At 47.5% G+C, this 24,997-nt stretch carries 27 protein-coding genes; 19 read left to right on the top strand and 8 right to left on the bottom strand.

The genetic code is table 11. From position 1 onward, the window contains the following. Nucleotides 1-5 precede the first annotated feature (5 nt). The 5 genes from TY10_RS24245 to TY10_RS24225 all read right to left on the bottom strand — a co-directional run bounded on the left by TY10_RS24245 (nt 6) and on the right by TY10_RS24225 (nt 6,721). Nucleotides 6-1,916 (bottom strand): FtsX-like permease family protein, encoded by a 1,911-nt coding sequence (locus TY10_RS24245; protein ID WP_042169472.1) that lies wholly within the window; start codon nt 1,914-1,916, stop codon nt 6-8. After that, nucleotides 1,903-2,688, bottom strand: coding sequence for an ABC transporter ATP-binding protein (locus TY10_RS24240; protein WP_042169470.1), 786 nt, complete (start codon nt 2,686-2,688; stop codon nt 1,903-1,905). The genes TY10_RS24245 and TY10_RS24240 overlap by 14 nt, the downstream gene beginning before the upstream one ends. Before the next feature lie 116 nt (nt 2,689-2,804). Continuing rightward, entirely contained in the window at nt 2,805-3,827 is a 1,023-nt protein-coding gene (locus TY10_RS24235) for a sensor histidine kinase (RefSeq protein ID WP_042169468.1), read from the bottom strand. A 13-nt stretch (nt 3,828-3,840) separates the two neighbouring features. Continuing rightward, nucleotides 3,841-4,524: a response regulator transcription factor gene (locus TY10_RS24230; RefSeq protein WP_272945324.1), complete on the bottom strand. Its 684-nt coding sequence runs from the start codon at nt 4,522-4,524 to the stop codon at nt 3,841-3,843. Between the two features lie 115 nt (nt 4,525-4,639). Further along, complete coding sequence (locus tag TY10_RS24225) at nt 4,640-6,721, bottom strand: serine hydrolase domain-containing protein (protein WP_042169466.1); 2,082 nt, start codon at nt 6,719-6,721, stop codon at nt 4,640-4,642. A gap of 199 nt (nt 6,722-6,920) precedes the next feature. Here TY10_RS24225 and TY10_RS24220 point away from each other — a divergent pair, with 199 nt between their 5' ends. The 8 genes from TY10_RS24220 (at nt 6,921) to TY10_RS31875 (ending at nt 13,182) form a co-directional block, all read left to right on the top strand. Then, on the top strand, nt 6,921-7,508 hold the full coding sequence (locus tag TY10_RS24220) for a TetR/AcrR family transcriptional regulator (RefSeq protein WP_238327982.1): 588 nt from the start codon (nt 6,921-6,923) through the stop codon (nt 7,506-7,508). A gap of 80 nt (nt 7,509-7,588) precedes the next feature. Next, entirely contained in the window at nt 7,589-8,416 is an 828-nt protein-coding gene (locus TY10_RS24215; protein ID WP_042169464.1) for an SDR family NAD(P)-dependent oxidoreductase, read from the top strand. Nucleotides 8,417-8,517: 101 nt separating this feature from the next. Next, entirely contained in the window at nt 8,518-9,312 is a 795-nt protein-coding gene (locus TY10_RS24210; protein WP_042169462.1) for a class I SAM-dependent methyltransferase, read from the top strand. A gap of 511 nt (nt 9,313-9,823) precedes the next feature. After that, nucleotides 9,824-12,244 (top strand): RNA polymerase recycling motor HelD, encoded by a 2,421-nt coding sequence (gene helD, locus TY10_RS24205; protein ID WP_042169459.1) that lies wholly within the window; start codon nt 9,824-9,826, stop codon nt 12,242-12,244. 149 nt (nt 12,245-12,393) lie between these two features. After that, nucleotides 12,394-12,603, top strand: a complete 210-nt coding sequence (locus TY10_RS30060; RefSeq protein WP_337588386.1) for a phosphotransferase-like protein — start codon at nt 12,394-12,396, stop codon at nt 12,601-12,603. After that, nucleotides 12,519-12,695: a phosphotransferase-like protein gene (locus tag TY10_RS32340; RefSeq protein ID WP_337588388.1), complete on the top strand. Its 177-nt coding sequence runs from the start codon at nt 12,519-12,521 to the stop codon at nt 12,693-12,695. The genes TY10_RS30060 and TY10_RS32340 overlap by 85 nt, the downstream gene beginning before the upstream one ends. Nucleotides 12,696-12,698: 3 nt before the next feature. After that, on the top strand, nt 12,699-12,938 hold the full coding sequence (locus TY10_RS32335; RefSeq protein WP_337588385.1) for a GNAT family N-acetyltransferase: 240 nt from the start codon (nt 12,699-12,701) through the stop codon (nt 12,936-12,938). After that, entirely contained in the window at nt 12,931-13,182 is a 252-nt protein-coding gene (locus tag TY10_RS31875) for a GNAT family N-acetyltransferase (RefSeq protein ID WP_238327973.1), read from the top strand. The genes TY10_RS32335 and TY10_RS31875 overlap by 8 nt, the downstream gene beginning before the upstream one ends. A gap of 47 nt (nt 13,183-13,229) precedes the next feature. Here the strand turns inward: TY10_RS31875 and TY10_RS24195 are convergent, their stop codons facing one another. Continuing rightward, nucleotides 13,230-13,661 (bottom strand): DUF4259 domain-containing protein, encoded by a 432-nt coding sequence (locus tag TY10_RS24195; RefSeq protein WP_042169457.1) that lies wholly within the window; start codon nt 13,659-13,661, stop codon nt 13,230-13,232. Between the two features lie 163 nt (nt 13,662-13,824). On the opposite strand from TY10_RS24195, the gene TY10_RS24190 reads away from it, so the two are divergent. Continuing rightward, nucleotides 13,825-14,361 (top strand): NAD(P)H-dependent oxidoreductase, encoded by a 537-nt coding sequence (locus TY10_RS24190; RefSeq protein WP_042169454.1) that lies wholly within the window; start codon nt 13,825-13,827, stop codon nt 14,359-14,361. Nucleotides 14,362-14,436: 75 nt separating this feature from the next. On the opposite strand, the gene TY10_RS24185 is transcribed toward TY10_RS24190, so the two are convergent. Next, entirely contained in the window at nt 14,437-14,781 is a 345-nt protein-coding gene (locus TY10_RS24185) for a winged helix-turn-helix transcriptional regulator (protein WP_042169451.1), read from the bottom strand. Nucleotides 14,782-15,318: 537 nt separating this feature from the next. Here TY10_RS24185 and TY10_RS24180 point away from each other — a divergent pair. From TY10_RS24180 to TY10_RS24130, 10 genes are all read left to right on the top strand, one after another. Further along, nucleotides 15,319-15,816 carry an RNA polymerase sigma factor gene (locus TY10_RS24180; protein WP_042169448.1) on the top strand — a complete coding sequence of 166 codons (498 nt, stop codon included), beginning with the start codon at nt 15,319-15,321 and terminating at the stop codon, nt 15,814-15,816. Next, nucleotides 15,797-16,642 (top strand): DUF5666 domain-containing protein, encoded by an 846-nt coding sequence (locus tag TY10_RS29205; RefSeq protein WP_052350746.1) that lies wholly within the window; start codon nt 15,797-15,799, stop codon nt 16,640-16,642. The genes TY10_RS24180 and TY10_RS29205 overlap by 20 nt, the downstream gene beginning before the upstream one ends. A gap of 231 nt (nt 16,643-16,873) precedes the next feature. After that, entirely contained in the window at nt 16,874-18,559 is a 1,686-nt protein-coding gene (locus TY10_RS24165) for a methyl-accepting chemotaxis protein (protein WP_042169445.1), read from the top strand. A 137-nt stretch (nt 18,560-18,696) separates the two neighbouring features. Beyond that, a complete protein-coding gene (locus TY10_RS24160; RefSeq protein WP_042169442.1) occupies nt 18,697-19,503 on the top strand; it encodes an inositol monophosphatase family protein in 807 nt (268 codons plus the stop codon). 135 nt (nt 19,504-19,638) lie between these two features. Continuing rightward, nucleotides 19,639-20,373 (top strand): hypothetical protein, encoded by a 735-nt coding sequence (locus TY10_RS24155; protein ID WP_042169440.1) that lies wholly within the window; start codon nt 19,639-19,641, stop codon nt 20,371-20,373. 105 nt (nt 20,374-20,478) lie between these two features. Then, nucleotides 20,479-21,417 (top strand): nucleotidyltransferase domain-containing protein, encoded by a 939-nt coding sequence (locus TY10_RS24150; protein ID WP_238327972.1) that lies wholly within the window; start codon nt 20,479-20,481, stop codon nt 21,415-21,417. Nucleotides 21,418-21,712: 295 nt separating this feature from the next. Next, nucleotides 21,713-22,348, top strand: a complete 636-nt coding sequence (locus TY10_RS24145; RefSeq protein ID WP_042169438.1) for a TetR/AcrR family transcriptional regulator — start codon at nt 21,713-21,715, stop codon at nt 22,346-22,348. Nucleotides 22,349-22,363: 15 nt separating this feature from the next. Further along, entirely contained in the window at nt 22,364-22,870 is a 507-nt protein-coding gene (locus tag TY10_RS24140) for a DUF4188 domain-containing protein (protein WP_042169436.1), read from the top strand. Nucleotides 22,871-23,053: 183 nt separating this feature from the next. Beyond that, entirely contained in the window at nt 23,054-23,791 is a 738-nt protein-coding gene (pyrH, locus tag TY10_RS24135) for a UMP kinase (protein WP_042169435.1), read from the top strand. A 49-nt stretch (nt 23,792-23,840) separates the two neighbouring features. After that, nucleotides 23,841-24,170 (top strand): low molecular weight protein tyrosine phosphatase family protein, encoded by a 330-nt coding sequence (locus TY10_RS24130; protein ID WP_042169434.1) that lies wholly within the window; start codon nt 23,841-23,843, stop codon nt 24,168-24,170. Nucleotides 24,171-24,237: 67 nt separating this feature from the next. On the opposite strand, the gene TY10_RS24125 is transcribed toward TY10_RS24130, so the two are convergent. Next, nucleotides 24,238-24,945, bottom strand: coding sequence for a DUF421 domain-containing protein (locus TY10_RS24125; protein ID WP_042169431.1), 708 nt, complete (start codon nt 24,943-24,945; stop codon nt 24,238-24,240). Nucleotides 24,946-24,997 lie beyond the last annotated feature (52 nt).

The following is a 24,997-nucleotide window of genomic DNA, read 5'->3' as shown; positions in this document are numbered from 1 at the left end:
TACTTCTATAAAGCAGCCGCCACAATACGGCGATAGTACCCTACAGTAAGAGCAGCAAACATAAAGTATACAAGCGTGTAGACGGCCATGGCGACAGCAGCCGGGAAAGTAATGTCGGACAGCGTCAGCGCAGAGGCTGTCTTAATGGCGAAGATCGAATGGACTATTCCGATTGCCAGCGGAATCGCGAACACGAACAGCTGCTTACGGAGAATGCCGCTCATAATTTCACGTTCGCCAAAGCCAAGCTGCCGCAGAATTGTATAGCTTTTCTTCTCCTGCTCCGCTTCTGTCATCTGTTTGAAGTATAGAATACTGCCGGTTGCGATTAAGAAAATAAGGCCGAGAAAGCCCGCTGTGAAAATCATCAGGCCAAACTTCTGGAGCGAGTCTTTGGAATAGGAATAGTAGTCGGGCATAGCCGTCTCTGCCTTTACATACTTGGCATACAACTCCGATGCCGCTGCATAATCGCTCTTGGCCATAATATGATACGCATCGATATCGACAATCGCTTGCTCTCCTTGCAAGGATAGCTGCTCGCGAATCGATTGCAGCGTCGCTGCTGATACGACCAACTGGCGGCCGCTCAAGCTGTAGTTCATTGCGTAACGATCCACGGTTTTCGCAACTTGAATGTCGAGCTGGAGCTTGCTGTCTTCCGACGAGACCGTCAGAGGAAAAGCAGCCGTATCCGTCTCTTGCTCCAATGCATTCCGCTGTCCTTTGTACCATACTGCGATGCCTGGCTGCGGCACGGCGATATCATTCTTCTGCAGCTTTTCGGCAGGAATCAATAGCAGGCTTCTGCTCTTCCCATTCGTTTCATTGCCGAAAGTGCCTTTCAAGCCAATCGCTTCGATGGTTACTTGATTAAAGCCAATCCCCGCCTTTTCCAGTTCAGCACGGAAGGTTGCCGCTTCTTGCTTGTTGTTCTCGAGGATGAAGTCGTACGGCAGCATAGCCCGGGATTCCGTCTCCGAGGAATAGTACAGCGAATAGGCAATGGCAACCATCGTCAGCGTCATGGCAGACAGGATGGTGATAAGGGTGAGCGAATTCGCATTCGCCTTCAACCGATGCATAATCGGAGCCAGCGACAAGCTGTTGGTCAAACCCAGTTGACCATTCTTGCCCCGTCTGTACCGGTAGAACAGCCAGCCGATCGTGACGCGGAACAGCAAATAGGTTCCAAGAATGGTGCTGACGAGAATGATCAAAATCTGTATAGGCAGCTGAGCCGCAGACAGCTTGCCCGCAACTACATAGCCGGTCGCGATTAACGCGATGCCAATTAGTCCGATTATAGCCGATAAAATCTGATTAGGCTGTTTTGGATGATCGCTTTGCCGTTCTGCTTTGAACAGATCGAGTAGCGTCGTCCGGTATACTTTGAACAGCATTTGAATAATGGTGAGTCCGATTAATGCAGCAAATACATAGGCGGTTTGAACGGCAGCCGCGGATGAGAAAGTGAGTGTAATCACGCCTTGGATGCCAATCAGCTTCATCAGAATAAGCAAGAAGAGCCGCGACATGAGCGCACCGGCGCCAATCCCTATTAATAGTGCGCCTAATCCAAGCATCATATTCTCAATAATGAGCAGCAGCGACACTTTATTCTGCGTTAGGCCAATAAGCTGATACAGACCGATTTCCCGGCTGCGACGCTTCAGAAAGATGCTGTTCGCATAAAGCATGAAGATAGCGGCGATGCCTAGCAGCAGGAATCCAGAAGCTTTGAACAGCGAGCCAAATTGAACATCGCCGAAGGTTGCCGTCAGGATGGACGCATCATTCTGCAAGGCGGCGAACACGAAGTACAAGGTTGCGCTCATCATCAGAGCGAAAAAGTACAAATAATATTGCTTAATATTTTTGCGCATGCTCCGGATGGCTAATTCAAACAACGTCAACGCTGTCACCCCCGAGCACGGCCTGTACATTCATGATGTCCTTGAAGAAAGCCTGCCGCGTTTTGCTGCCGCGATACAGCTCAGAATACAGCATGCCATCCTTCAAGAATACGACACGGCTGCAATAGCTGGAGGCGACCGGATCATGCGTCACCATCATGATTGTAACGCGCTGCCGCTGATTCATTTCCTCCATCATGCCAAGCAGCGAGGAGGCTGCCTTCGAATCGAGAGCGCCTGTTGGCTCGTCCGCAAAGATGATAGCGGGCTTATGGATCAATGCCCGCGCTGCGGATGTCCGCTGCCGTTGGCCGCCGGAAATTTCATGCGGGTACTTATGAGCAATTTCCAAGATGCCTAGCTGTGAAGCGATCTGCTGAAAATCGTTTTCTACCGTTGTCCGGCTTGACTTGCCGAGCGAGACAGGGAGCATGACGTTCTCTTTGACCGTTAGTGTGTCCAGCAAATTGTAATCTTGAAAGATGAAGCCTAGCCGGTTCCGCCGGAAGACTGCAAGCTGAGCGTTCTTCATGGCGGAGATATCCGCATCCTCGACGATGATTTTTCCTTCTGTCGCTTTATCTATTGTTGCGAGCACATTGATCAGGGTAGACTTCCCTGAGCCCGATGGACCCATAATGCCGACGAATTCGCCCTCCATCACTCGCAGATCAATGCCTTTCAGTACCTGTTGAACATTGCCTCTATACCCGTATGATTTACGGACTTGCTGTGCATGCAGCACGGTTTTTTGCATATTATTTGAATTCATATATATAGCCTCCCGCTCTAATCTATCCTTATTTTAAAGAAACAGATCATGCCCGTCGCTCGCAATAGATGACAAGCGGGAGATCTAAGGTGACATTATTGTCATAGACGCAATTATCAGACCTGAACTTCTTCGAACGCATTTCGTGCGGTGAATATCATGTCCATCTCCGTTCCTTCATTGAGCGCGGACCGTACCGCCAAATGAATGCCGATCTTGTGTCCAATCGTTTGCGCCAAATAAAGTCCAAGTCCAGTTGCTGCATTTTGCAGCCTGCCGTTCTCGCCGGTAAACCCTTTGTCGAAAATGCGCGGCAAGTCATGGTCGGCAATGCCCGGTCCTTCGTCCTTCATCGTAATCCGGACATAACCGTCAGGTGAGACGGACGTCGTCAATAGAATGACTGCGCCCTCCGGGCTGTACTTGATCGCATTGGTCAGCAATTGCCGGATGACGAACCGGCACCACTTGCGGTCTGTCGAAACATAAGCCTCGTTACCTTCAAACTCGACGGCTATATTTTTCTCCATACACCAGGAGGCCAACTCACGCACTTCCATAGAGACAAGCTGTTGAATGCCTGCTTTCTCGAGCACAAAATCTGTCTCCAGTGACGGCAATCGCGAAATGTAGAGCTGCTGGTCGATCAGCAGATGAATCCGCAGCCACTCCGATGCTATGGTGCGGATAGCCGGATTGCTTTTATTCGCATCAATCGTTAATTTCATGGCCGTCAGCGGCGCTTTCACTTCATGCACCCAGGCGGCAACGTAATCCTGTTCCACCGTTTGCGCAGCGCGGCTCTCCGAAAGCTTCTGCCGGTGCAATTCCCCTGTGGTCAGCAGCAGCTGCTGGGTTGCCTCTTCATTATTGAAACGGGCCGGTGGCAGCGCATCTATCCAATCTTCTGCTATTTCATCGGCCAGAAGGGCAAGTGAACGTGAATAGCTGGTCTCTATGCGATAACGCCATCCAAGAAAGGCAATCATGGACAATAGGAGCAGCGCATTCAAATAAAGCACGGATTCAGCCCGGACAGCAATGCCGTTGTCGAGCCAGATGATCAAGTCAACGAATAGCAAAGAGAGCAGAAAGTATAAAATCCAGCTGATTCGGTCGGCTAGATAGCGGAGCAGCAAGTTATTATCCCCCTTATAGCGTAGCAGCCATGTAGCCAAGCCCTTTTTTCGTTACGATTGCTTCCTCCAGTTGGATCGCCGTCAGCTTCTGGCGCAGCCGGGTAATGTTCGCTGTCAGCGTATTGTCATTGACGAAGCGCTCATCATCCCACAGCTTGCTAATTAAATCATGGCGTGAGATCACGGTATCCTTTGATTTTACGAGCACGACGAGTATGTAAAATTCATTTTTCGTTAGCATCACTTCTTGTCCATCCTTGCGGATCAGTCCTCGGTTCATATCGAGGATGGCGCCATTCCATTCGATGAGCTCGGACGCTTCGTCTCCGTATGCATAAGCTCTGCGAAGAATGGCCTGAATGCGGGCCATCAGCACATCCATGTGAAACGGTTTCTGGATGTAGTCATCCGCCCCCATATTCATCGCCATCACCATATCCATAGGATGATCGCGTGAGGACAGGAATAGAATCGGCACTTTGGATACGGCACGAATCTCGCGGCACCAGTGAAAGCCGTCATACATCGGTAGCTGGATATCAATAATGACCAATTGGGGTTGGGCGGCTATGAATGCGGTCATCACATCGTCAAACCGGTCCGGTCCGGAGACATGAAAGGACCACTGCTCCAATCGCTCCTTCAGGGAGCGGAATATTGCGGCATCATCCTCGATAATAAAAATGTTCATATCCATTAACGTCAAGCTCCTCCTCTCGGCTGTCATTTTCAGCTAACTTCATTATAAGATTGAAGGTATTATTTTCAAAATAAAAGAAGGAAGCCGCAGCTTCCTCCTCTTCTCATTCTCTTTATTCAGCAGGCAGCAGCATCGTGAATAAGAATGCGGCCAGCTCCTGCTTGTTCAAATCCCGCTGCGAGCCAAAATCGACCTTGCCGTTCGATTGGGTTACTTCCGGTCCATGAAGCTTCCAGCTTACAGCGGAGCTAACAGCCTCCACTGCCCAATCCGAAGTTCCAGGCACCAATATCGCAGTGGTAACCGGCAGCCGGATCTCATTGCCCGCCAGCAAACGGAAGGCAACAAGGGCGGCTTCCTCACGGCGAATTGGACGTTCCGGCTCGAACAAGCCGTCTCCCATACCCAATAGCAAACCGGACTCGTGAGCGGCTTGAATGTCTCCGCGGTACTCCGAATTGTCAATGTCTGTGAACGAGGACGGGTTCGCAGACGGCTGGATACCCCACAGTGCGTTGAAGGCTTGGACGAAGGCTCCGCGAGTGACGGATTTCTGCGGCTCAAACGGTTTGGCCGGATCATCCTTCAAGATGGCGAGTGATTTCAGCGCGAAAATGTAGGAGGCATACGGATGGTCAGCTGCGATGTCCGGGTAGCTGCCCTGAACTTCTTGCAATTTGACCGCGTAGCTGAATAGATTCAAGTACTTGAGGTCGGTAATGCGGCCGTTGGCATCCTTCTTAAAGGCCATCGGCTTGCCAGCCTCGTCTACGAACAACAGATCGCCGACTTGCTTCAGCTGATTGCGGCTGCTCACATCGCTGACCGTCAGAGTGCCGTCGCCTGTTGCTTCAACTTTGGTCAGAAACTTCACCCGCAAATCGGAGTACAGCCCTTCAAACTTGGCGAGCTCCGCCTTCGACTGCGGTTTAAATCCTGCTTGTTCATATGGCTTCTTGCCGTTGTCATAATAATGATCCATGAATGCGGCGAACAGATCATTCCGCAAATCGGAATTGGCGTTGTAGGTGAGGAAGACGCCGGTTTTACGGTCAGGCAGCATCCACAAGAGTGAACTGAAGCCGATAATATCGCCGCCCTTGGAGATAACCTTTTCACTGTGCGTTTGGGATGGCTCAATCGGCGATTCAAAGCCATAGGTCATGTCCGGAAATTCCGGATGGATGGACACATGATAGGTGGACATGGCTTTCACGGATTCTGGCGAAAGGATCGCCTTGCCGTCAGCTGAACGCCCGCCGTTCAGAAAAGCTTTCATAAACAGCGCCATATCGGAGGCTGTGGAAATCATGCTGCCCTCTGGCCATTCGCGTGGCGACAGGTCATACGACGGGATAGCATTGTTCCCCGGATCATAAGAAGTTGCCATCCGTTCAGCCAAATCTGCCTTCAGAGTAAAGCTGCTGGAGGTCATGCCAAGCGGCTTCGTAATATGCTTTTCGATATAGCTGCCGAAGGACTCTCCGCTTACTTGCTGAATGATGTAGCCGAGCAGTCTCGTTGCAAAGTTATCGTACATATAGGACGAGCCAGGCTCGCGAATGACTGACGGGAATGCATCGAAAATGCTGTCCTTCAACGTGACAGGCGTAACGGAAGGATCAAACACATAACTCGCATCCGAAGGCTGGGTCGATTCAAAGCCTGTTGTATGGGTGAGCAGTTGTTCGATTGTGACGGGCTTCCCGAAAGGATTCTTTATTTTATAGCCGTCCAAATACTTTTCAACATTGTCCTGAAGCGAAATTTTTCCTTGCTCAACGAGCTGCATAGCTGCTGCTACGGTGAATACTTTGGAGACGGAAGCAACCCGGAAGATGGTCTGGCTGTCGTCTACCTGAGCTTTAGACGTTTGATCGACTACACCGTAGCCTTTGGAGACGAGCACTTTGCCGTCACGTACGACGGAAATTGCAGCGGCGCCAGCTTTTTGCTTGACCGCATCCTGTGCGAAGAAAGAATCAAGGAAAGCTTCAAGCTCCTTGGCATCTTGTGGTCCATTCGTTAGAGCAGCTTTAACGGCGGCTGCTGTGGCGGCTGCAGGCTGGTTCCCGGAAGCGTGAGCATAGGAGGAAGGCAGAATCTGTACGTAAGCTTCCCCTGCAATACTCAGTGCCAGAACGGCAGCTAGAATGCGATATCTGCGGCGGGTTCCTTTTTTATTTTCGTTCATTATAAATCCTCTCCTTTATGTCGGTTGTATAGGTTAATTGTAGGCGACAGCCGAGAGAGGGTCGTTTGATTGTGATGACAATCCGGCGATGCAAGGTTACATTCTTGTCACATTGTGTGAACAATTTTTGATTGTATTGTATATGGGATTCTAATCCAGTATGATAACAATAGAACGATCGTTCAAAAGGATGGCCATAATGAAACGACATTACGATAGCGACCAGACAAGAAAGATTATCGCGGAGAAAGCAGCGCAACTTTTTTCGCGAAAGGGCTTTGCAGGCACGTCGATTTCCGATATATCGAAGGAATCGGGCTTTAGCAAGGGCCATGTGTATTATCATTTCGAGAATAAGGAAAAGCTGTTCATCTCGATAGCCCAGGATGCCATGCGGATATGGGGCGAAAAGTGGGATGCAATCTCACCCAACTATACGACCGCGACGGAGAAATTGTATGCAGTAGCGATTTTCGTGCTGGACAACTACAAAACGCCGCTGCTTAAGGTTGTGCAGGAGTTGATGACGAATCCGGCATCCGATCCGCAAACCGCCAAGCAAATGTACGATCTCGTGGAAAAGCCGATGAGAGCTTATGAGGCTGTTTTTCAGCAAGGCATAGACAACGGTGAATTTGTAATAGAAGATTTACAGGCGACGACCTTTTTGTTCGGGAATTGGCTGGGCGCGTTGTGCCAGCACATTTTTACAATGGACTATGACACCCTGCGCCGTATGTTCCAACAAAGCGTAACCATCTTTCTAGGGGGAATTCTTAAAAAATAAGAATTCTCTGCCTGCCTAGATTAGAACGATCGTACTAATTATTCTAATCTTATCTAACGACTAATAAGGATGTGAGCAGATTGAAAAATAAAAATCAAGTAGCGATCGTAACGGGCGGCGCATCAGGCATTGGCAAAGCGATTGCCAGTCAGCTGGCGGCCCGGCAAGTGGTTGTTGTGATTGCAGATATTGATGAACGGGGCGGCAAGCAGGCAGTTGATGCTATTGAAGAAGCAGGCGGGAGAGCGCAATTTGTCAGGCTGGATGTGACGAATGGCGTGCAGGTAGAAGCGGCCGTCAACAGTGTGTATGACGAGCACGGAAGATTGGATTATATGTTTAATAATGCAGGGATCGCTATGTATGGTGAACTGTACGACATGTCACGCGAGCATTGGGAGCGAATCGTTAACCTCAATCTGTGGGGCGTTATTCATGGCATTCAGGCAGCATATCCCATCATGAAGAAGCAAGGCTTCGGCCATATTGCTAATACCGCCTCTGTTGCAGGGCTTGGCCCCTCGCCGACCGCTGCCGCATACGCGACAACCAAGCATGCCATTGTAGGCTTAACAACCTCTCTTCACTATGAGGCGGAAACGTTCGGAATCAAGGTGAGCGCTTTATGCCCTACATTTGTGAATACGCCGATTTTCTTGAACGGCGAAGGCATCAATATGGACAAAGCGAAAATAGGCGAGCAAATGAAGGCGAGAAAAATGATGAGCCCCGAGCAATTTGCGCGTATCGCATTAAAGGGGCTGGAGCGCAATCAATTAATGGTTTGTCCGCTGCCGCTCAGGCGGACGATGGACATTTTCTTTATTTTATTCCCGGGCATTCACCGGAAATTTATCCGGTTTTTCCGCAATGAGGCCCGCAAGGCGAACCTCAGTACGATTCAGTAAGTTTATTCGTAACCGGGAAAGTTTTTTTCGGCGAGTATGTGGCCTTTTGACCATCTGTGGTGTCTAATCCTATAAATTAGACACCGCGGGGGGTTAATTTAATGGAATCCTTTCACCAAAATAAGAAAGCATGGAACGACAGCACTTATCAGTCCTGGGTGAACCGGTTCGGAATGCCGCAGGAAGCCGTTGCGAAAATAAAGCGAGATCCCATAAAGAGAGTCGGAGCCGCTTTCAAATTTATGGACGGGAATGTAGAAGGGAAGAAAATTATTAACCTTCTTGGCTCTAATGGAAATAAAGCAGTAGCGTTGGCACTTCTGGGAGCGAATGCAACGATCGTTGATTTTTCTGCCGAAAGCGAGCGTTACGCGATGGAGTTGGCCGATCAGGCAGGGGTTGAACTGCGATACATCGTTGCTGATGTACTGCAGCTGCCCTTACATGAATTAGCGAATCAATATGACGTAGTCTATATGGAGCATGGCATTCTTCATTATTTTACGGATTTACGTCCGCTGTTTCATGTGGTCCATCGTCTTCTGGAAGCTGGAGGCATACTGATTCTTCAAGACTTTCACCCTGTATCGACGAAACTGATCACGTCAAAGGGAACGACCGCAAACATCAGGAAGCATAAGGTGACAGGCGACTACTTCGATACCGCACTTATTGAAAGGGAAGTGTCCCATTCCAAGTACCTGGATTCGGAGCATAGGGATGAAGCGGCCCACAAGGTTTATTTGCGGAATTGGACACTTGGCGAGATTATCACAGCTATTGCAAGCGAAGGCTTGACTATTGAAGTGCTGGAGGAGCTGCCGAATCTTTCTTCCGAGGTGTTCGATAAGGGGATACCGAAAACCTATACATTAGTGGTGAGGAAACTGGGCTAGGCGACAAAATGCAAAAGTACATTTTGATGAGCTTCAAACGGCCTGAAATAGCCATCAAACTGCAAAAGTGCATTTGAAAACCTTCAATTTCACTCTTTAGGAGCTTTTTCCGCCAATCAGCCTGCACTTTTGCATTTTGAGGCGATAAACGGACGAAAAAGCGGTTTACAGCATGTATTTTTGCATTTTGATTTGTTCCGTCTATCGTATGCGTGATGTGTCGAACCTTTCTGGACAATCTATCCGCCCATTTAAGGGCGGTTTTTTTCATTCACGTTCACATCACTAGCAAAATGAAAAAGAACCCGGCGAGCTTCGCCGGGTTCCATGTAAAATAAATGATTGCGCACATACGCATCATTATGTTAAAGTTAGATCATCTCTCATTTTTTCTGTAAAAGGTCATGATTGTTGCATCTTATTTATATAACAATCATACCATGCAGATTTACGGTTTGTCAAATGTTCTTTTTCTTCTTTAGACGCGAATGAAAAGGAGTGTGTTCAAAGGATGATACATGCAGAGGATTGGCGTAAGGAACAGGAGCGGCTCGATCGGGTGACGGAAGGGCTGCGATTAAAAATTGCAGAGCTGGATCCGGAAGTAACAGGGCTTCGAGACCAAGTAGTCGATATTCGCAAGCGGTTCTGGGAAGAAGTTACGGTTAACACGAGTACCGATGAAGATTTCGAAGAGACTTTCTATAGCATCAAGCAGCAAGAGGCGCTGTTGTCCGAACGGGAGCGCAGTCACCAGCAGCGGCTTCAGCGCTGGAAAAGCATGCAAAGGCTGTTGCCGGCCCCCTACTTCGGCCGAATTGATTTTAAGGAGCACGGCTCGAGCGACAGCGAGCATATTTACATTGGCGTGTCCTCCTTCGTTGATGCGGACGGACTGAGTTTTCTTGTCTATGATTGGCGGACACCTATTGCAAGCATGTACTACGATTATTCTCCGGGCGCTGCTGATTATGATACACCAGGCGGACTAATTACAGGAGATATGACGCTGAAGCGGCAATATCAGATCCGGGGCGGCCAGCTACAGAATGTATTCGACACCAGCTTGACGATTGGGGATGAATTGCTCCAGCAGGTGCTGGGCAAGGGTGCGGATAACCAGATGAAGAGCATCGTCGCGACGATTCAGCGGGAGCAAAATGCGATCATCCGCAATGACAAGAGCCGAATGCTCATTGTGCAGGGGGCGGCCGGCAGCGGAAAGACGTCTGCGGCACTGCAGCGGGTCGCTTACTTGCTGTACAAATACCGGGAGCGGCTTAAAGCAGATCAGATCGTTCTTTTCTCACCCAATCCGATGTTCAACAGCTATGTGTCGACAGTTCTGCCTGAGCTCGGTGAGGAGAATATGCAGCAGACGACTTTTCAGGAATATCTGGCCTATTGGCTGGGAACCTCGATGCGTCTGGAAGATCCGTTCGAGCAGATTGAATACGTCCTGACTACGGAAGGTTCACAGCAATACGAGGCAAGGCTGACGGGCATGCAGTATAAAGCTTCGGAAGCTTTCCTGTACGCTCTAACAAATTATGCGCAGTGGCTGGGGACGGAGGGCATGCTGTTCCACGGCATTTCTTTCCGTGACCGTGAGTTGATAACCGCAGAGCAGATGAAAAAGCAATTTTACAGTTATGATCCTGCCATCCGTCTCGCTAATCGCGTCATGCTGCTGCAGGATTGGCTGCTGCAAGAGCTGACTTCGCTGGAGCGTCAAGAGCAGGAGGCGCTATGGGTGCAGGATGAGCTTGATTATCTCGACCACGATCAATATGCCGAAGCCTACGATACGGTGCGCAAAAAGTATCAGCGCGAAGATGTCGTATTTGATTTCACTCAGCAATATGTGGAGCAGTACGGCGATTTTCGAAATCCGGATGTCGGGGAGGAGAATGTGTTTGACTTCGCCATGCAGGAGGAGGATTTGCTGCGCCGGATGATTGTGAAGGCGAATTTCAAGCCGCTGAGACGGGATGTGAAGCGTTTCTCGTTCATCGATGTTACGGGCTTGTATGCGCAGCTGTTCAGCGATGAAGCGGCATACCGGAGCATGACGAACGGGAGCGAAGCGCCTCAGCATTGGCCGGAAATCTGCAGGCAGACGAAGGAAAAGCTGAGCCTGAGCGGGCTGTTTTATGAGGATGCAACACCGTTCCTTTATCTAAAAGAGCTCATCGAAGGGACAAGGACGAACACTGTGGTACGGCATTTATTTATCGACGAGGGCCAGGACTATTCGCCGTTCCAATTTGCGTTTCTCAAACGGTTGTTTCCGCGTGCGCGGATGACGGTGCTGGGCGATTTCGGGCAAGCGATTTTCCCGCAAGCTACGCAGCTGCATGAAGCGGATTCGCCGTTGATCCGGCTTTATGGCGAGGAAGAGACGAGTCTGATCCGGCTTGTCCGAAGCTATCGTTCGACCCGCGAAATTGTGGAGTTTACGAAGTCCTTGTTACCGGGAGAAGAGATTATTCCTTTTGATCGGAGAGGCAAAAAGCCGTCGTTCTCGCTAACGGGGAATCATGCAGAGCGGACTGCACAAATGGTGAAGGATCTCGATGAGCTAAGGTCAGAGGGCCTTGACTCCATTGCCATCATTACGAAAACGGCAGCCGAAAGCTGGGAGGCCTATGAAGCATTGATGAGGCAGGGGGCTGCTGATTTGCGGCTCATTACAAAAGAAACGTTAACGTTCGAGAAAGGGACACTGGTTCTCCCTGCTTATCTGGCTAAGGGCGTTGAATTTGACGCCGTGCTGATCTATGATGCTTCTTCCCGAACGTATCAGCGTGAGAGCGAGCGCAAGCTCTTTTATACTGCATGTACAAGGGCCATGCACCGGTTGTTGCTCTATGCGACGGAGGGTTGGACGCCGTTCATTCAGGCAGCGGATACTGAGTGGCTAGTACCGTAATGCCTTCTAATGAAGCCTTCACCATGGATGTGGTGAGGGCTTCTTTTAATATAGGTAAAGGTATATGTAAAAAAATGTAGAATATAGCAGATGGAATGAAATATTTCATTATAAATTAGCTTTTTATATCAGGGGGATAAAAAAGAGAGATGAACAAAGGAAAAATCGTATTCTTGAACGGTGTAACGAGCTCGGGTAAAACTTCTATTTTAGAAGCTATTCAATTGAGATCGGATATCCTTTATCGATTGTTGAAGTGTTTTGCCCGCTGGACATCTGCCGTGAACGAAATATTCAACGCGGGAATAGAGCGGAAGATCAGTCGGAGGGGCAGCACAAGATTATGGCGGAAAACATAGCCTATGATTTCAAGGTGAACACCCATTTGAATAAGTCAGAGGAATGTGCGGATTTGATTTTACAGCAGTTGCTGGGCCAGCATAGGGGATGAGGTATGGAAACCGACAGATGTGTTTTGAACAAATTGCGTGAATCAGATTACGAAGAGATAAAAGGGATCTATACCAATGAAAAGGTCAGAACCTATTTAGGCGGAGTAATCCCAGAAGTGCACACATTAAATAAGTTTCAGGACATATTAGCGCGTTCAAATATGGGTGCTTATTATTGGACGGTTAGAATGAAGCCTACGAATGAATGCATCGGATTAGTTTCCTTGGACCAGCATGGTTGAGGGCGTTAATATAGAGGTTTCGTATGAGTTTCTCCCTGATTGGTGGGGGAATGGTTATGCAAGTGAAGTTATTGCTATGGTGCTTGATTACGCTCTCAATGAGCTGCACATCTCTAAAATTATTGCAGAGACACAAACAGCTAATATCGCATCTTGCAGACTTTTAGAGAAGGTGGGTATGAACTTAGAACGAACCGTTCAAAGATACGGTGCTGAGCAAGCTATATATGCGATTGAAAAATAAAAAGCCGCTCTAGGCGGCTTTTCCAGGATGTGACCGGCTATATGCAGCTATTTTGCAGCATGTTCCGCCGACAAAGTACGAACCAGTTGCTCCATATGTTCGATCCAGGCGGGATCGCCATCCCTCAGTTCATAGAGCTCGCGTTCTCCGCCTTTGTTGTCCAGCACTTGCTGAACCAGCTGCTGCAGCGCAAGCAGATCCTCTTTTTCGGAAATTATCTCCTTCAGGCCGTTCAATGACTCATATTTTGTCTCACCGTTCTCGGTATAAGCGCATACAATTTCGGCCAAAGCAATTGCGGTGTTGTCGTAAAGGAAATCTTCCTCCTCCGGGTTCTCCGATAGAAATCCCAACTGTCTGAAATGAGTCAGCAGCTCCTTCAATGTCACGGATGTGCAATCCACCGTATACTGAGTTAATTCATGAAGAACATCAAGTCCTTCATCACTCTCTAATGAAGCTTTTCCCCAAGAACCCAACGCATGACACTCCCTTCCTTTTCTATGATTTTAGCATAAATTGGGATCTGTACTCATGATACACTAACCTTCATGTAAGTACCTGTAAAAAATGTGCGTACTTACTTATTTGCTAAGGGTATTTTATACTCTACAAATAACAAGATTGGAGGAGAGTGAAACGTTGAAAACACTAATTATTGTAGCGCACCCAAACCTGGAGAATTCCGTTATAAATAAGCGTTGGGCAGAGGAACTTCGTAAATATCCTGAGAAATATACAGTACATGAATTATACAAGGCTTACCCGGACGGCAAAATTGATGTGGAAAAAGAACAGCAGCTCGTTGAATCACATTCGAAGCTTGTTTTTCAGTTCCCTTTCTTTTGGTTTAACTGTCCGCCGCTGCTTAAACAATGGTTTGATGATGTTTTTGCATATGGCTGGGCATACGGCTCCAACGGAGGCGATAAATTAGAACATCGCAAAGTTGGTCTTGCTGTGTCGGCAGGTATTAGGGAAGAAGATTATAGCGCTCAAGGGAAATACCGCTATACGCTAGAGCAATTATTATATCCTTTCGAAACAACTTTCCATTATTGCCATGCTGATTATGCTTCATTCTTTGCGTTTTACGGTACCGAAAGCATGCCTAGTGACAATGAGACTGAAATCGCGAAAAGCGCTCAAGATTATGTAAGCTACATTGATAAACTGTAATTCAATTGCACAAAAAGAAGGGTCTCCACATGTGGAGATCCTTCTTTTTTGTGATTAAATATTCCGCTGCGGAGACTAGACAGTGGTTAACTGGTTATGCTCGCCCCATTCACACATCATGTCTAACAATGGCAGAAGAGAGCGGCCGCGCTCCGATAAAGAATATTCGACTTTAGGCGGCACCTGAGGATATTCTTTTCGCATGATAAGACCGTCAGCTTCCAGCTCTTTCAACATGAGGCTTAACGTTTTGAAGGAAATCGTGCCGATGCTTCGCTGCAGGTGATTATGCCTCATCACCCCATTTTCGGAAAGCCAGTACAGGATAATCATTTTATATTTACCGCCGATTAAGGACAGCGTATAGCCGAATCCAGTTTCTTTTAGCGTCACACCTGTAGGAACACAACTCTCGGTCATCCGTCACACCCTCCTTTTCAGGTACAGGATCATAGTACTCTTACTTTATATTTTACAGGGATCGGTTAGCAGATGCCAAACCAATTTCTATTCCATTAATTGTTGGTGATCGCTTCACACCGCAATTCCCTGCGCTTCAAGCTGCCAAAATGCAAAACTGCATTTTAATGGGAAGAAACTAGTTGATTATAGCGTTCAAAATGTAAAAGTGCATGTTGAAGATCTGAAAATCATGAAAATAGCCTCCAAATGCTCATTCAAACTGCACTTTTACATTTTGACGGCAAGATGCGGCGACTTTTGGCTTAACAAACTGCACTTTTGCATTTTGTTTCTATATATAAGCAGAGCGGGAGGCTAGAAGCGTCTATAGCTATGCAGGGTGGCCACGCCAGGTAAGTTAATGTTAATATCCGAACTTTTCTCCTGCGTACCACGTTTATTTTATTCATAATAGCCCGATGCTAAAAAAAATATTTGCGGTAATGAAAAATATGAGCGTCCTCAGTTGTATTTAAAGTGAAAGGGGGTGCTGAGGTGTACAATTCATATGAGCTCAATGAATCTGTACGAAGGGCCTTGGATCTATATTCACAAAGCTTGATCAAAGTTGCTTTTACGTATTTGAAAAATATAGCGGATGCCGAAGAAGTGACTCAGGAAGTGTTCCTGGCCTATCTGCAAAAGCGCCCTGTATTTGAAACTAATGAACATGAAAAAGCGTGGCTGATTCGAACCACCATAAATAAAAGTAAAAACATGCTCAAGACCGGATGGTTCAAAAGCAGGAACCCTGTTCCCGAGGATTTGAGCTATCTCCCTAAGGAAGAAAATGAGGTTTTGCAGGCCGTACTGGCTTTGGACAAGAAGTATCGTATGCCGATTCATCTGCACTACTATGAGGGATATTCCATCCAGGAAATTGCAGTTATTATGCAGTCCAAGCCGGCGACTGTAGGTACATGGCTTGCAAGAGGACGCCTTATCTTAAAAGAGAAGATTGGAGGCCTGGATCATGAAGAAATCTGTTTATAAATCGGCGATGTCGCGTGTGAAGACAAGCGAGGATTTTCAAGAAGCAACGTATCAGAAGCTGTTGTCGGAAATGGCTAATAAACCACAAACAAATACGATCGATCAAAAGGAGCGGGTAATAATGGAAAAAGCAAAAAGAAGAACAGTAACAGGTTGGACAGTCGGAATTGCAGCATGTGCGGTGTTGTCGGTGAGTCTCTTCGCGATGAATCAGCAGTCGCCAGCAGTTCCAAATACGCCACCTGCCAATGTCGCAGCAAAACCGCCAATTATGGGTAAAGTGGCAGTAAACATTGACGGCGTGATCTCGGAAGTAAGTGCGGACGGCAAAAGCTTCAAGGTCGGCAATCTCTGGGTAGAAATTACAGATCAGACTCAACTGGGCAGCAAAGAGCCTACAGCTGCAAAACCATCGGAGGATCTGCTGCAAAAGAACTTCCAAGTCGGCAACATCGTGTCGGGCTTCACTTCGCAGGATGTTAACACGGGCAAAGTAACAGCAGACGTGATCTATAACAATATTGCTCCGCAAAAGGACGAAGCCGCGAAACCGCCTGTATCAGGCAAAGCAGCTGTCAACATCGATGGTACGATTACAGAAGTAAGCCCAGACGGAAAAAGCTTTAAGGTTGGCGACCTGTGGGTAACGGTAACTCCGGACACTCAATTGGGCATCAAAGGACCAACTGCGGCTGCGCCATCGGAGGAACTGCTGCAAAAAGAATTTAAAGTCGGCAATATCGTATCCGGATTTACGACTGAAGATGTAAGCACGGGTAAAGTGAACGCGACCAACATCTATAACAACATGGCTCCACAGAAATAAGAGAGCTGCAGGTATAGAAAAACAGAAAACTGCAAGATCGCACTGCCTTTTCCGGCAGCGGTCTTGCAGTTTTTTTTGTATCTAATGGATCTTCACCTGCAGGATAAGGAGATTCTGTTACAAGTAGGTCCTATGGGATAAAATGTCTTGGGTATTATAGTTCAAAAGACTTATTATGGATATTCAATAAGCAGTGCAGAATGAAATATTTGCAAAAGTGAGGTATAAAGGATGAATTTTACAATTCGCAAAAAATTGTTGGCCGGTTTCCTAGGCGTTATCATTCTTCTTGGAATGATAAGCAGTATGTCGTATGTTCAAATTCAGCAGATTAACAACTCCTATTCGGATTTAGTTGAACGCCGTTCGGTTATTCTGATGAATGCGAAGGATATGCAAATTTATGCATCCAGGGCGATAAGCGGCTTGCGGGGTGCATTGTTGGAAGAGGAAGGCCAAATTGATACATTGGCAACGATGATTTCGGATCTGGATAAGGTTATACAGCTGACCGCCGGTTTAGCTGTACGCGAAGAGCATAAGGAAATGCTGAATCAGCTTGCAGTATTGAATACTCAGTTTAGAACAGAGTCGGATAAAGTCATTGCACTCATTCCTGATAACCCGTCGGAAGCCAAACGGTATTCCGTAGAAGTGGCATCTCCACTAGCAAGAGAGATTAGAAATATAGCCGACCGTATCGTGGTAGATCAGGCACGTTCGATGGAGGAAGGCACGCAATCGAACATTCAATTGGTCAGCGGCGTCATCCAGACGATTTTGTTATTAAGTGTGATTTCGCTGCTCTTGGCCATTGGCATAGCGATCCTTATTTCTCAGCTCATTGCCAAGCCGATTCTTGCACTTGTAGGAGGTGCAGAGAAAATTGCGGCAGGTGATTTGACACAACCGGATATTCAGGTGAAAAATCGGGACGAAATTGGCCAGCTGGCCGGTTCCTTCAATCAGATGAAGATGAACTTGCGTAATCTAATTCGTGAAGTCGGATTAAACACGGATCAAGTCGCGGCGACTTCGGAGGAATTGTCCGCAAGTGCGGAGCAAACCAGTAAAGCAACGGAACAAATTGCAGCGGCAGTTCAAGAAGTGGCGTCCGGCGCTGCAACGCAAGTGTCCAGTGCTGCGGCAGCAACGAATGCGGCTGCTGAAATTACGAAGGGAATGAACCAGGCCGCTTCTTCGATTCAATTTGTGGCAGAGCTAACGACTGCTGCTAACGATAAAGCGGATGCGGGCAATAAAGTGGTTGCACAGACCATTGAACAGATGAATATTGTTCGAAATTCAGCGAGCGAGACGGCAGAGATTATATATACCCTTGGTGAAAAATCAAAAGAAATTAGTGGAATTGCTGAGTTGATTACGAGCATATCTACTCAAACGAATCTATTGGCGCTGAATGCTTCAATCGAAGCTGCACGGGCAGGCGAAGAAGGACGAGGGTTTGCCGTAGTAGCAGGAGAGGTAAGGAAGCTGGCTGAGCAGTCAAGCGTGGCAGCCGGTCAGGTTCGTGAACTAATCCAAGAGGTTCAATCAGAAACGGCAAAAGCCGTTCGATCGATGAATGAAGGCACTTCGGTTGTCAAAGCAGGCATTGATATGGTTCATCTCACCGGCCAATCCTTCTCTGAAATTGCAATCTCCATCGAACAAGTCGCGGTAGAGTCGCAAGAGGTATCATCCATAGTAGAACAAGTGAACGCTAGCTCCCAAAGTATGCTGGAAATGATGGGAAATGTGGCTCGTATCGCGGAACAGTCGGCAGCTAATTCGCAGAACGTAGCTTCTTCTTCGGAAGAACAGACTGCTGCGATGGAGGAAGTGTCCGCCTCAGCCGAAGCTTTAAGCAAGATGGCTCAAGAGCTGCAAGAAGCGATAAGCAAATTTAAAGCATAGCCTTTTATAAGGGATTGCCTCGTCTGCATGCATCCTCAAGTTCCCTTGTATAAGGGTTGATCACTGCCTGTGATTCCCCTAAAATGAGTATATTGTACAGCTGATGTTTCGGCAGAAATTCGAAGGAGTGAGGTCTCATGCGCGGTGAATATGAAATCTATGAACAGTCTCTGCCTTGGATAGTGGAAGCAGGGGAAATTATAAAGAAGCGAATTCAAGAGCATACCGAAATTAAGCAAAAGTCCAGCCACTCCGACGTGGTGACTGAGGTTGACCGTGAGATTGAGACGTTTCTGGTGAGCAAGATTAGCGAGCATTATCCAGAGCATAACATAGTGGGAGAAGAGAACGTCGGCAATCGGGCTTCATCCAGCCCCTATATGTGGATCATTGATCCTATCGATGGTACAAGCAATTTCATTAACCGTAAAAAGGACTTCGCCATATCTGTAGCATTCTGTGAACGTGACCGCGGAATATTCGGCATCATCTATGACGTGATGGCAGGAAAGCTGTACCGCGCCCATCAAGGCAGCGGTGCGTTCTTGAATGATGTCGCACTGAATGCCGCCCGTCCAGACGGTTTGCTGGAGAACGAGCTAATGGCGATTAATGCGCCATGGGGAAGCATAGAGGAAATGAAGCGCTGGGAGCACTTTTTTAAACTGGGCACCCAAGTTCGCGGCGTAAGAAATTATGGCGCAACGACGATGGAATTGAGTGATTTGGCGACAGGCGTACTGGGCGGCTATGTACAATACTATGTCAACTCATGGGATTATGGGGCTGGCCGAGTCATATTGGAGGAGCTTGGCTATGTGTTCTCCGATCTGAACGGCAATGCAATCGACAGAGTCTACTGTGGCGGAATCCTCGCAGCCAGCGAATCGCTGCATCAACAGATTGTGCAATCGTTGAAAGAGTTCTCCAACGACCTGCAATAGGAAGTGAAAACCCCGTCTGCCTACAGACGGGGTTTTTGGTCCGTTTTTTCAAACAAAAGTCTCAGTACAGCAACTATTCACTATGATAAACTGTTTGCATAATTATACAAATACACCGTTTTAGGAAGGTGACTCATGTATATCGTATCACAACCAAAGCTGCTCACTGATGGTCAAAAGCAAAGGTTATCGCAGGTGAACGCCGCTATTACTCCACCGGGATACATACACTTTTTGCAGCGATTCGGCGTGGGCACTTATAGAGGGTGGATGAATGTTCAATTGCCGGATCCGGAAGTGCTGAAGCCCTTTGCCGAGTATGATTTATGGGAGCATGACGAGAATAGCCCGATTACGCAGCAGCAAATTGCACAATGCGTGGCAATAGGCACAACAGTGGATGGCGATTTCCTCGCGCTACATCCTCCAACATCACAGCTGCTCTGGCTGCCGCGGCATGCGGAGCAGATAGAGGCGCTTATGCTGCAGATAAGCGAGCAAGAAGACGAAGAAACGTATGCTTTGGCGTTGGACGAGATCTATGGCCGAATGTATGGGAGCGGGCGAGAAGGAGCCATCTATTATGAACCGTGGACGGGTTCTAGGGATCACAAGTTTTTAAGACTGCCTCCGGGAGAGGGGCAATTGTCATTAGAGGAGTTGTCAGGCATGTGCCGCTTGGCTTTTCCGCCTGATCTCATTGAGGAGTCCCTATATACTTGCTATCTGTTCTATCGGGAGCTGGGCGGTTATGTCAGGTTCAACTATGCGAATGGACAAGAGACGGCCATTATATATGAGAAGGATGCTGGTCAAATGTGCAGTATGCGGGAGCAATGGCTTCTGTCGAAAGGATGCCAGCCTATTTAATCGAGCCCTAATAAGAATTGTTCCCTGGGAATTGTTCTTTCTATATCTCTGACCCCGGCAACATGCTAGATTAAGACAACGGCTACCTAAGGAGGCGTCATTGTCATGGTCGATGTATTTACAGTTGCAAAAATAATGGTTGATCGCATTAAGACCCACTATTCGCAAGATGTTGCCATCGTCGGATATTACGGGTCTTATTTGCAAGGCAGAGCGACGGAGCGTTCGGATTTGGATTTCTTTTTTATTCCGGCTACCCCAAGAGGGAGAGAAGTCGAGCTGCAATTTATTATTGAAGGGATCAGCTTTGACTTTTGGCCGATTCCTTGGGATCGCGCTGAAAGAATGGCAGCCTTCGAGGAATGGAACACGACGATAATAGCGGATTGTGAGCTGCTATATGTCCGGTCGCCGGATGATCTGGACAGATTTATGGGGCTCCGCGAGACAATAGCTGCGCTGGGCAGTCCGTCCAATACATTAAAGCTGATTCAACAGGCTGAGACTGCAATGGGGAGCTGTTTTATTCGCTTGGCTCAGCTTCGGCTCCCTGCCAGTCCTAAAGATCTGTCCTACTGCCGGGTTCAAGCGCATGAAATTGTGACGAGCTTGTTTGAATCGTTGTGCTTTTTGAATCAGGTCTACTATACACGAGGTTGGGGTCATTATCGGGAGCAAGTCAGGCAGCTGCCCATCAAGCCCGCTCAATTGGAGCAGTTTTTAGATACGATTATGTTCAGCCATTCGCGGGATGAAATAATGCTTGCGTGCGAGCAATTGACTGTCGATATGCTTAGTTTGATAGCGGAGCGGAGAAATCAGCTGGAAGGGGCCCGTTCCTATCGGGATCGGATGAAGGGCTATTATGAAGAGGAACGAGGGATGATGAACAAGCTGTTGACCGCGTGCGAGAAGGGTCATTACGAAACGGCATTTTTTCGCTGCCATTGGTGTACAAGACGGGTTAGCCAGAATATTGTATTCCGCAGAAAAAGGCAACTGGCCGAGCAGCTTGAACTGCGGCGAGTATCGGACGTACTATGAACAGTTCGGGTACCCCGACCTCATTGCCTTGCTAAATCCAACCGATTTCGAACCGTTGCGATTGGCGGTTCTATCGCTAATCGAGAAATTAGAGGATCACTTGAAATCCGAGGGCGTGGCGCTGAACCAGTTCAACTCCGTTGCCCAATTTGAGTCCTTCGTTTTGTCGCGCAGTTGATGCGATTGCGGGACTGTGTGTCAGCTGCATTGCCAGCTTAGTTTATCATTTGACACTTTAAATTAACATGAGTTAATATTTTAACTAGTGTTAGTTAATTGTAGAGGATGATGTGCTGTGACCCTTGCAGATATTCCATTGAGGGAACTCAAGAAGGCCCGCAACAAAGTGGCCTTATATAATGCCAGTTTATCTCTTATGGGAGAGAAGATGTTCAGGGAAGTCATGCTTGATGATATTTGCAGAGAAGCGGAAGTTTCGCGGGTCACTTTTTTTAAATATTTTCAAAGGAAAGAGGATCTGCTGCTGTATTTCATGCGTGTCTGGCTGACCGAGCGAATCATCGAGATTGAAGCGGAAGGGATGAGCGGCTTCACCGCGGTCAGGCATCTGATCGGCAAAGTGGCGGAGCAGAATAAGCAACGTATTGGGCTCATGCCAAGCTTGATTTCTTTTCTGGCGGAGATGAAGATGCATCCCGATATGCCGGAGATGAGTAAGGCGGAAGTTCTGCTGCTGTTTCCTCATCATGTGAAGCTTGGCTCCCAGTCGCCCAACATGTTCGAATTATTTCACCAGTGTATGACGGAGGCGCATACGAGCGGGAAGCTAAGAAGCGGCATCACCGTGGATAGAGCGGTTCAGCTGCTGCTGACCATATTTTACGGAGCATTTTTGACAGCACAATTGTATAATTCGCCTGATGTTGCTGATGTTTACGAAACCCATCTATTATTGCTTGAAAATCACTAAAGGAGCTGTGAGAGGATGAGCAAGGTTATACCGGGCCGGTATACGGCTGAAATGGATGGATCTTTCGTTGTTTTTATCATTGGCATGCGTATTAACCGATTGTGGGCCGTACACAAGTGGCTGCCCGTATTCATGGCGATGAGTCCGATGATTCAAGAGCTTTACCGCAACCGCGAGCTAGGCTTTCTGAACATGAATTTCTATTTAACTTGGCGCGGAGTGTCGTTGGTTCAATACTGGAATTCGTTTGAGCAGCTAGAGCATTATGCCCGGAAAGGCGCGAATCACTTGGAAGCTTGGAAAAACTTCAACAAGAAGGTCGGGACGAGTGGTGTGGTAGGTATTTATCATGAAACGTATTTGGTCCCGGAAAAACAACATGAGTCCGTCTACAACAATATGCCCGTATATGGGCTAGCTAAGGCGGGTCGTCACGTTGCTGCTGTTGGGAAAAAAGAGACGGCAAGCAGACGGCTTGGCCGTGAAGGGGATCCGGCAGTTCCGACGCCGCCTAACCCGTAAGGGGTAGTTGCATTTTTCTCCCAGTCTGTATAAAATAAGCTAAAGTAAAAATTCGAAAGAGGTGGGAGTATGAGGCTGAAGCGAAAGGATAACCTTCAATTAGCTTCATATTTCTATTCTATTGAAACACTAAAGCATCCGTTGCTTTAGTGTTTTTTTATATCCAATTGGAGGTGTGCTTAATTGTCGAGGTACAAAAGAGTTCTCATTAAATTAAGTGGCGGAGCCGTTGCTGGAGACTCCGAATTTGGTTTTGGGCCAGAGAGATTGGAGCATATCGCTAACGAAATTATGTCGGTTGTGAACCTGGGGGTTGAGGTAGCGCTAGTTATCGGGGGAGGCAACATATTTCGCGGTAATATGGCTGAGAGCTGGGGAATCGAAAGAGCAGAAGCTGACAACATCGGAACGCTTGCAACGGTTATCAATAGCTTAATGCTCCGGGGCGTTCTTAAAGCTAAGTCGGGCAACGAGGTTCGTGTAATGACCGCTATACCGATTACATCAGTAGCAGAGCCATACATCAGATTAAGGGCTGCTCACCATTTGGAAAAGGGCTATATCGTCATTTTTGCAGGGGGCAACGGGCAACCTTACGTTACTACCGACTATCCGTCCGTACAAAGAGCCATCGAAGTGAACTGCGAAGCGCTGCTGGTCGCCAAGCAAGGTGTTGATGGTGTTTTTAATGCAGATCCAAGGTATGACAACCAGGCGAAGAAATTCAGATCCCTTCATTACAACGACGTGCTGACACAAAATTTAAAAGTAATAGATCAGTCCGCTTTCATACTAGCAAGAGACTACAATTTACCGATGCATGTGTTCAACTTCGATAAGCCGGGGTCGATGAGGGGGATTTGTGAAGGAAGCAATAACGGGACTATCATTAGCGGTGAATCTGTTCTGGGATTGGAATGATTATGCTAGAATACTTGAAACGCCCATAATAATATTGAGGTGAGAATCTATTAAATTACTCTTTATATGCAGCCGCAATAAGTGGCGAAGCTTAACTGCCGAGAAAATCTTTGACGGTTATAACGGGTACGAGGTGCGGTCGGCCGGAACCGAAGATGGAGCTAGGATCAAAGTCACCGAGGGGCATATCGGATGGTCGGATATGATTTTTGCCATGGAGAAAAATCATACGAGAAGACTGAAAGAGAAGTTTGCCGGGCAGCTCAATGGGAAGCCGTTGATTTGTCTGGATATCCCGGACGATTATCGGTTTATGGACGAAGAGCTAATCGAAACATTGAAATCAAGGGTATCTGATCATATTGAAGTGCCTGAATAAACGAGTGATGCCCAATTGAGACAAAAAGGCTGACGTCCCTGCATAAGGGGCTCAGCCTCTAATGTCATCATGAATCGATCGGATTGCGAATCCCATCGTGGTAATAATCAAAAAACAGATTGTTTTGCGTACCTTTCACCGCATAGAACACGTCGGGAATGGTCTTATTGTGTTTGCACACTTCGCTCTCCAGCCATTCGCGGGTCAAATTGTTTTGGACGAGGTTATCTTCGAGCACCTTCCCATCGATAATGAGCTCCACCGGAAAAGATTTGAGCTTCGCCACATGGAGCTGCAGATCTTTGCGCGTGACCGCTTCATACTCATTTTTCTTTTTCACAGAGAGCTTGCCATGATCCTCCATGACCGCGTATTCCACTTCCTCCATGTTGAAAATATTTTTCTCGCGCATATTCTGTATCAGGGAATCCATCGTATAGCGGATTTTTCGCATATTGCCTTCAAGTATCTTTCCATTCTCTATAATGACAGTAGGAGTACCAGAAACCCATTTGCTCCAGGTTCTGTTTTTTAGGGAGATGAAAGAGGTCAGGTAAGCGATAGCGAAGAAAACAATCAGTGCAAGAATTAGGAGCCAACGATTAATCGAGGTGTTGAAGGCCAAATTGGCTGTAATGCCTCCTAATGTGATGCCGCTTACGAAGTCCTGGAACGTCATGTTGGAGATCGTCTGTTTGCCTAATATTCTGGATATGACAAGCAGGAGGATGAACGCCACTCCTGTTCGGATAATAACTTCTATAGATAAATACATTGGAATTGCCCCTTGTATAAGCGGTATTCCCGATCAAACTCATTCGGGATTG

Origin of the sequence: Paenibacillus gorillae (assembly GCF_000513275.1) — a bacterium.
In the GTDB taxonomy this organism is placed as follows: domain Bacteria; phylum Bacillota; class Bacilli; order Paenibacillales; family Paenibacillaceae; genus Pristimantibacillus; species Pristimantibacillus gorillae.
The sequence above is the reverse complement of the archived record's forward strand: the minus strand, read 5'-3'. Positions and strand labels throughout refer to the sequence as shown.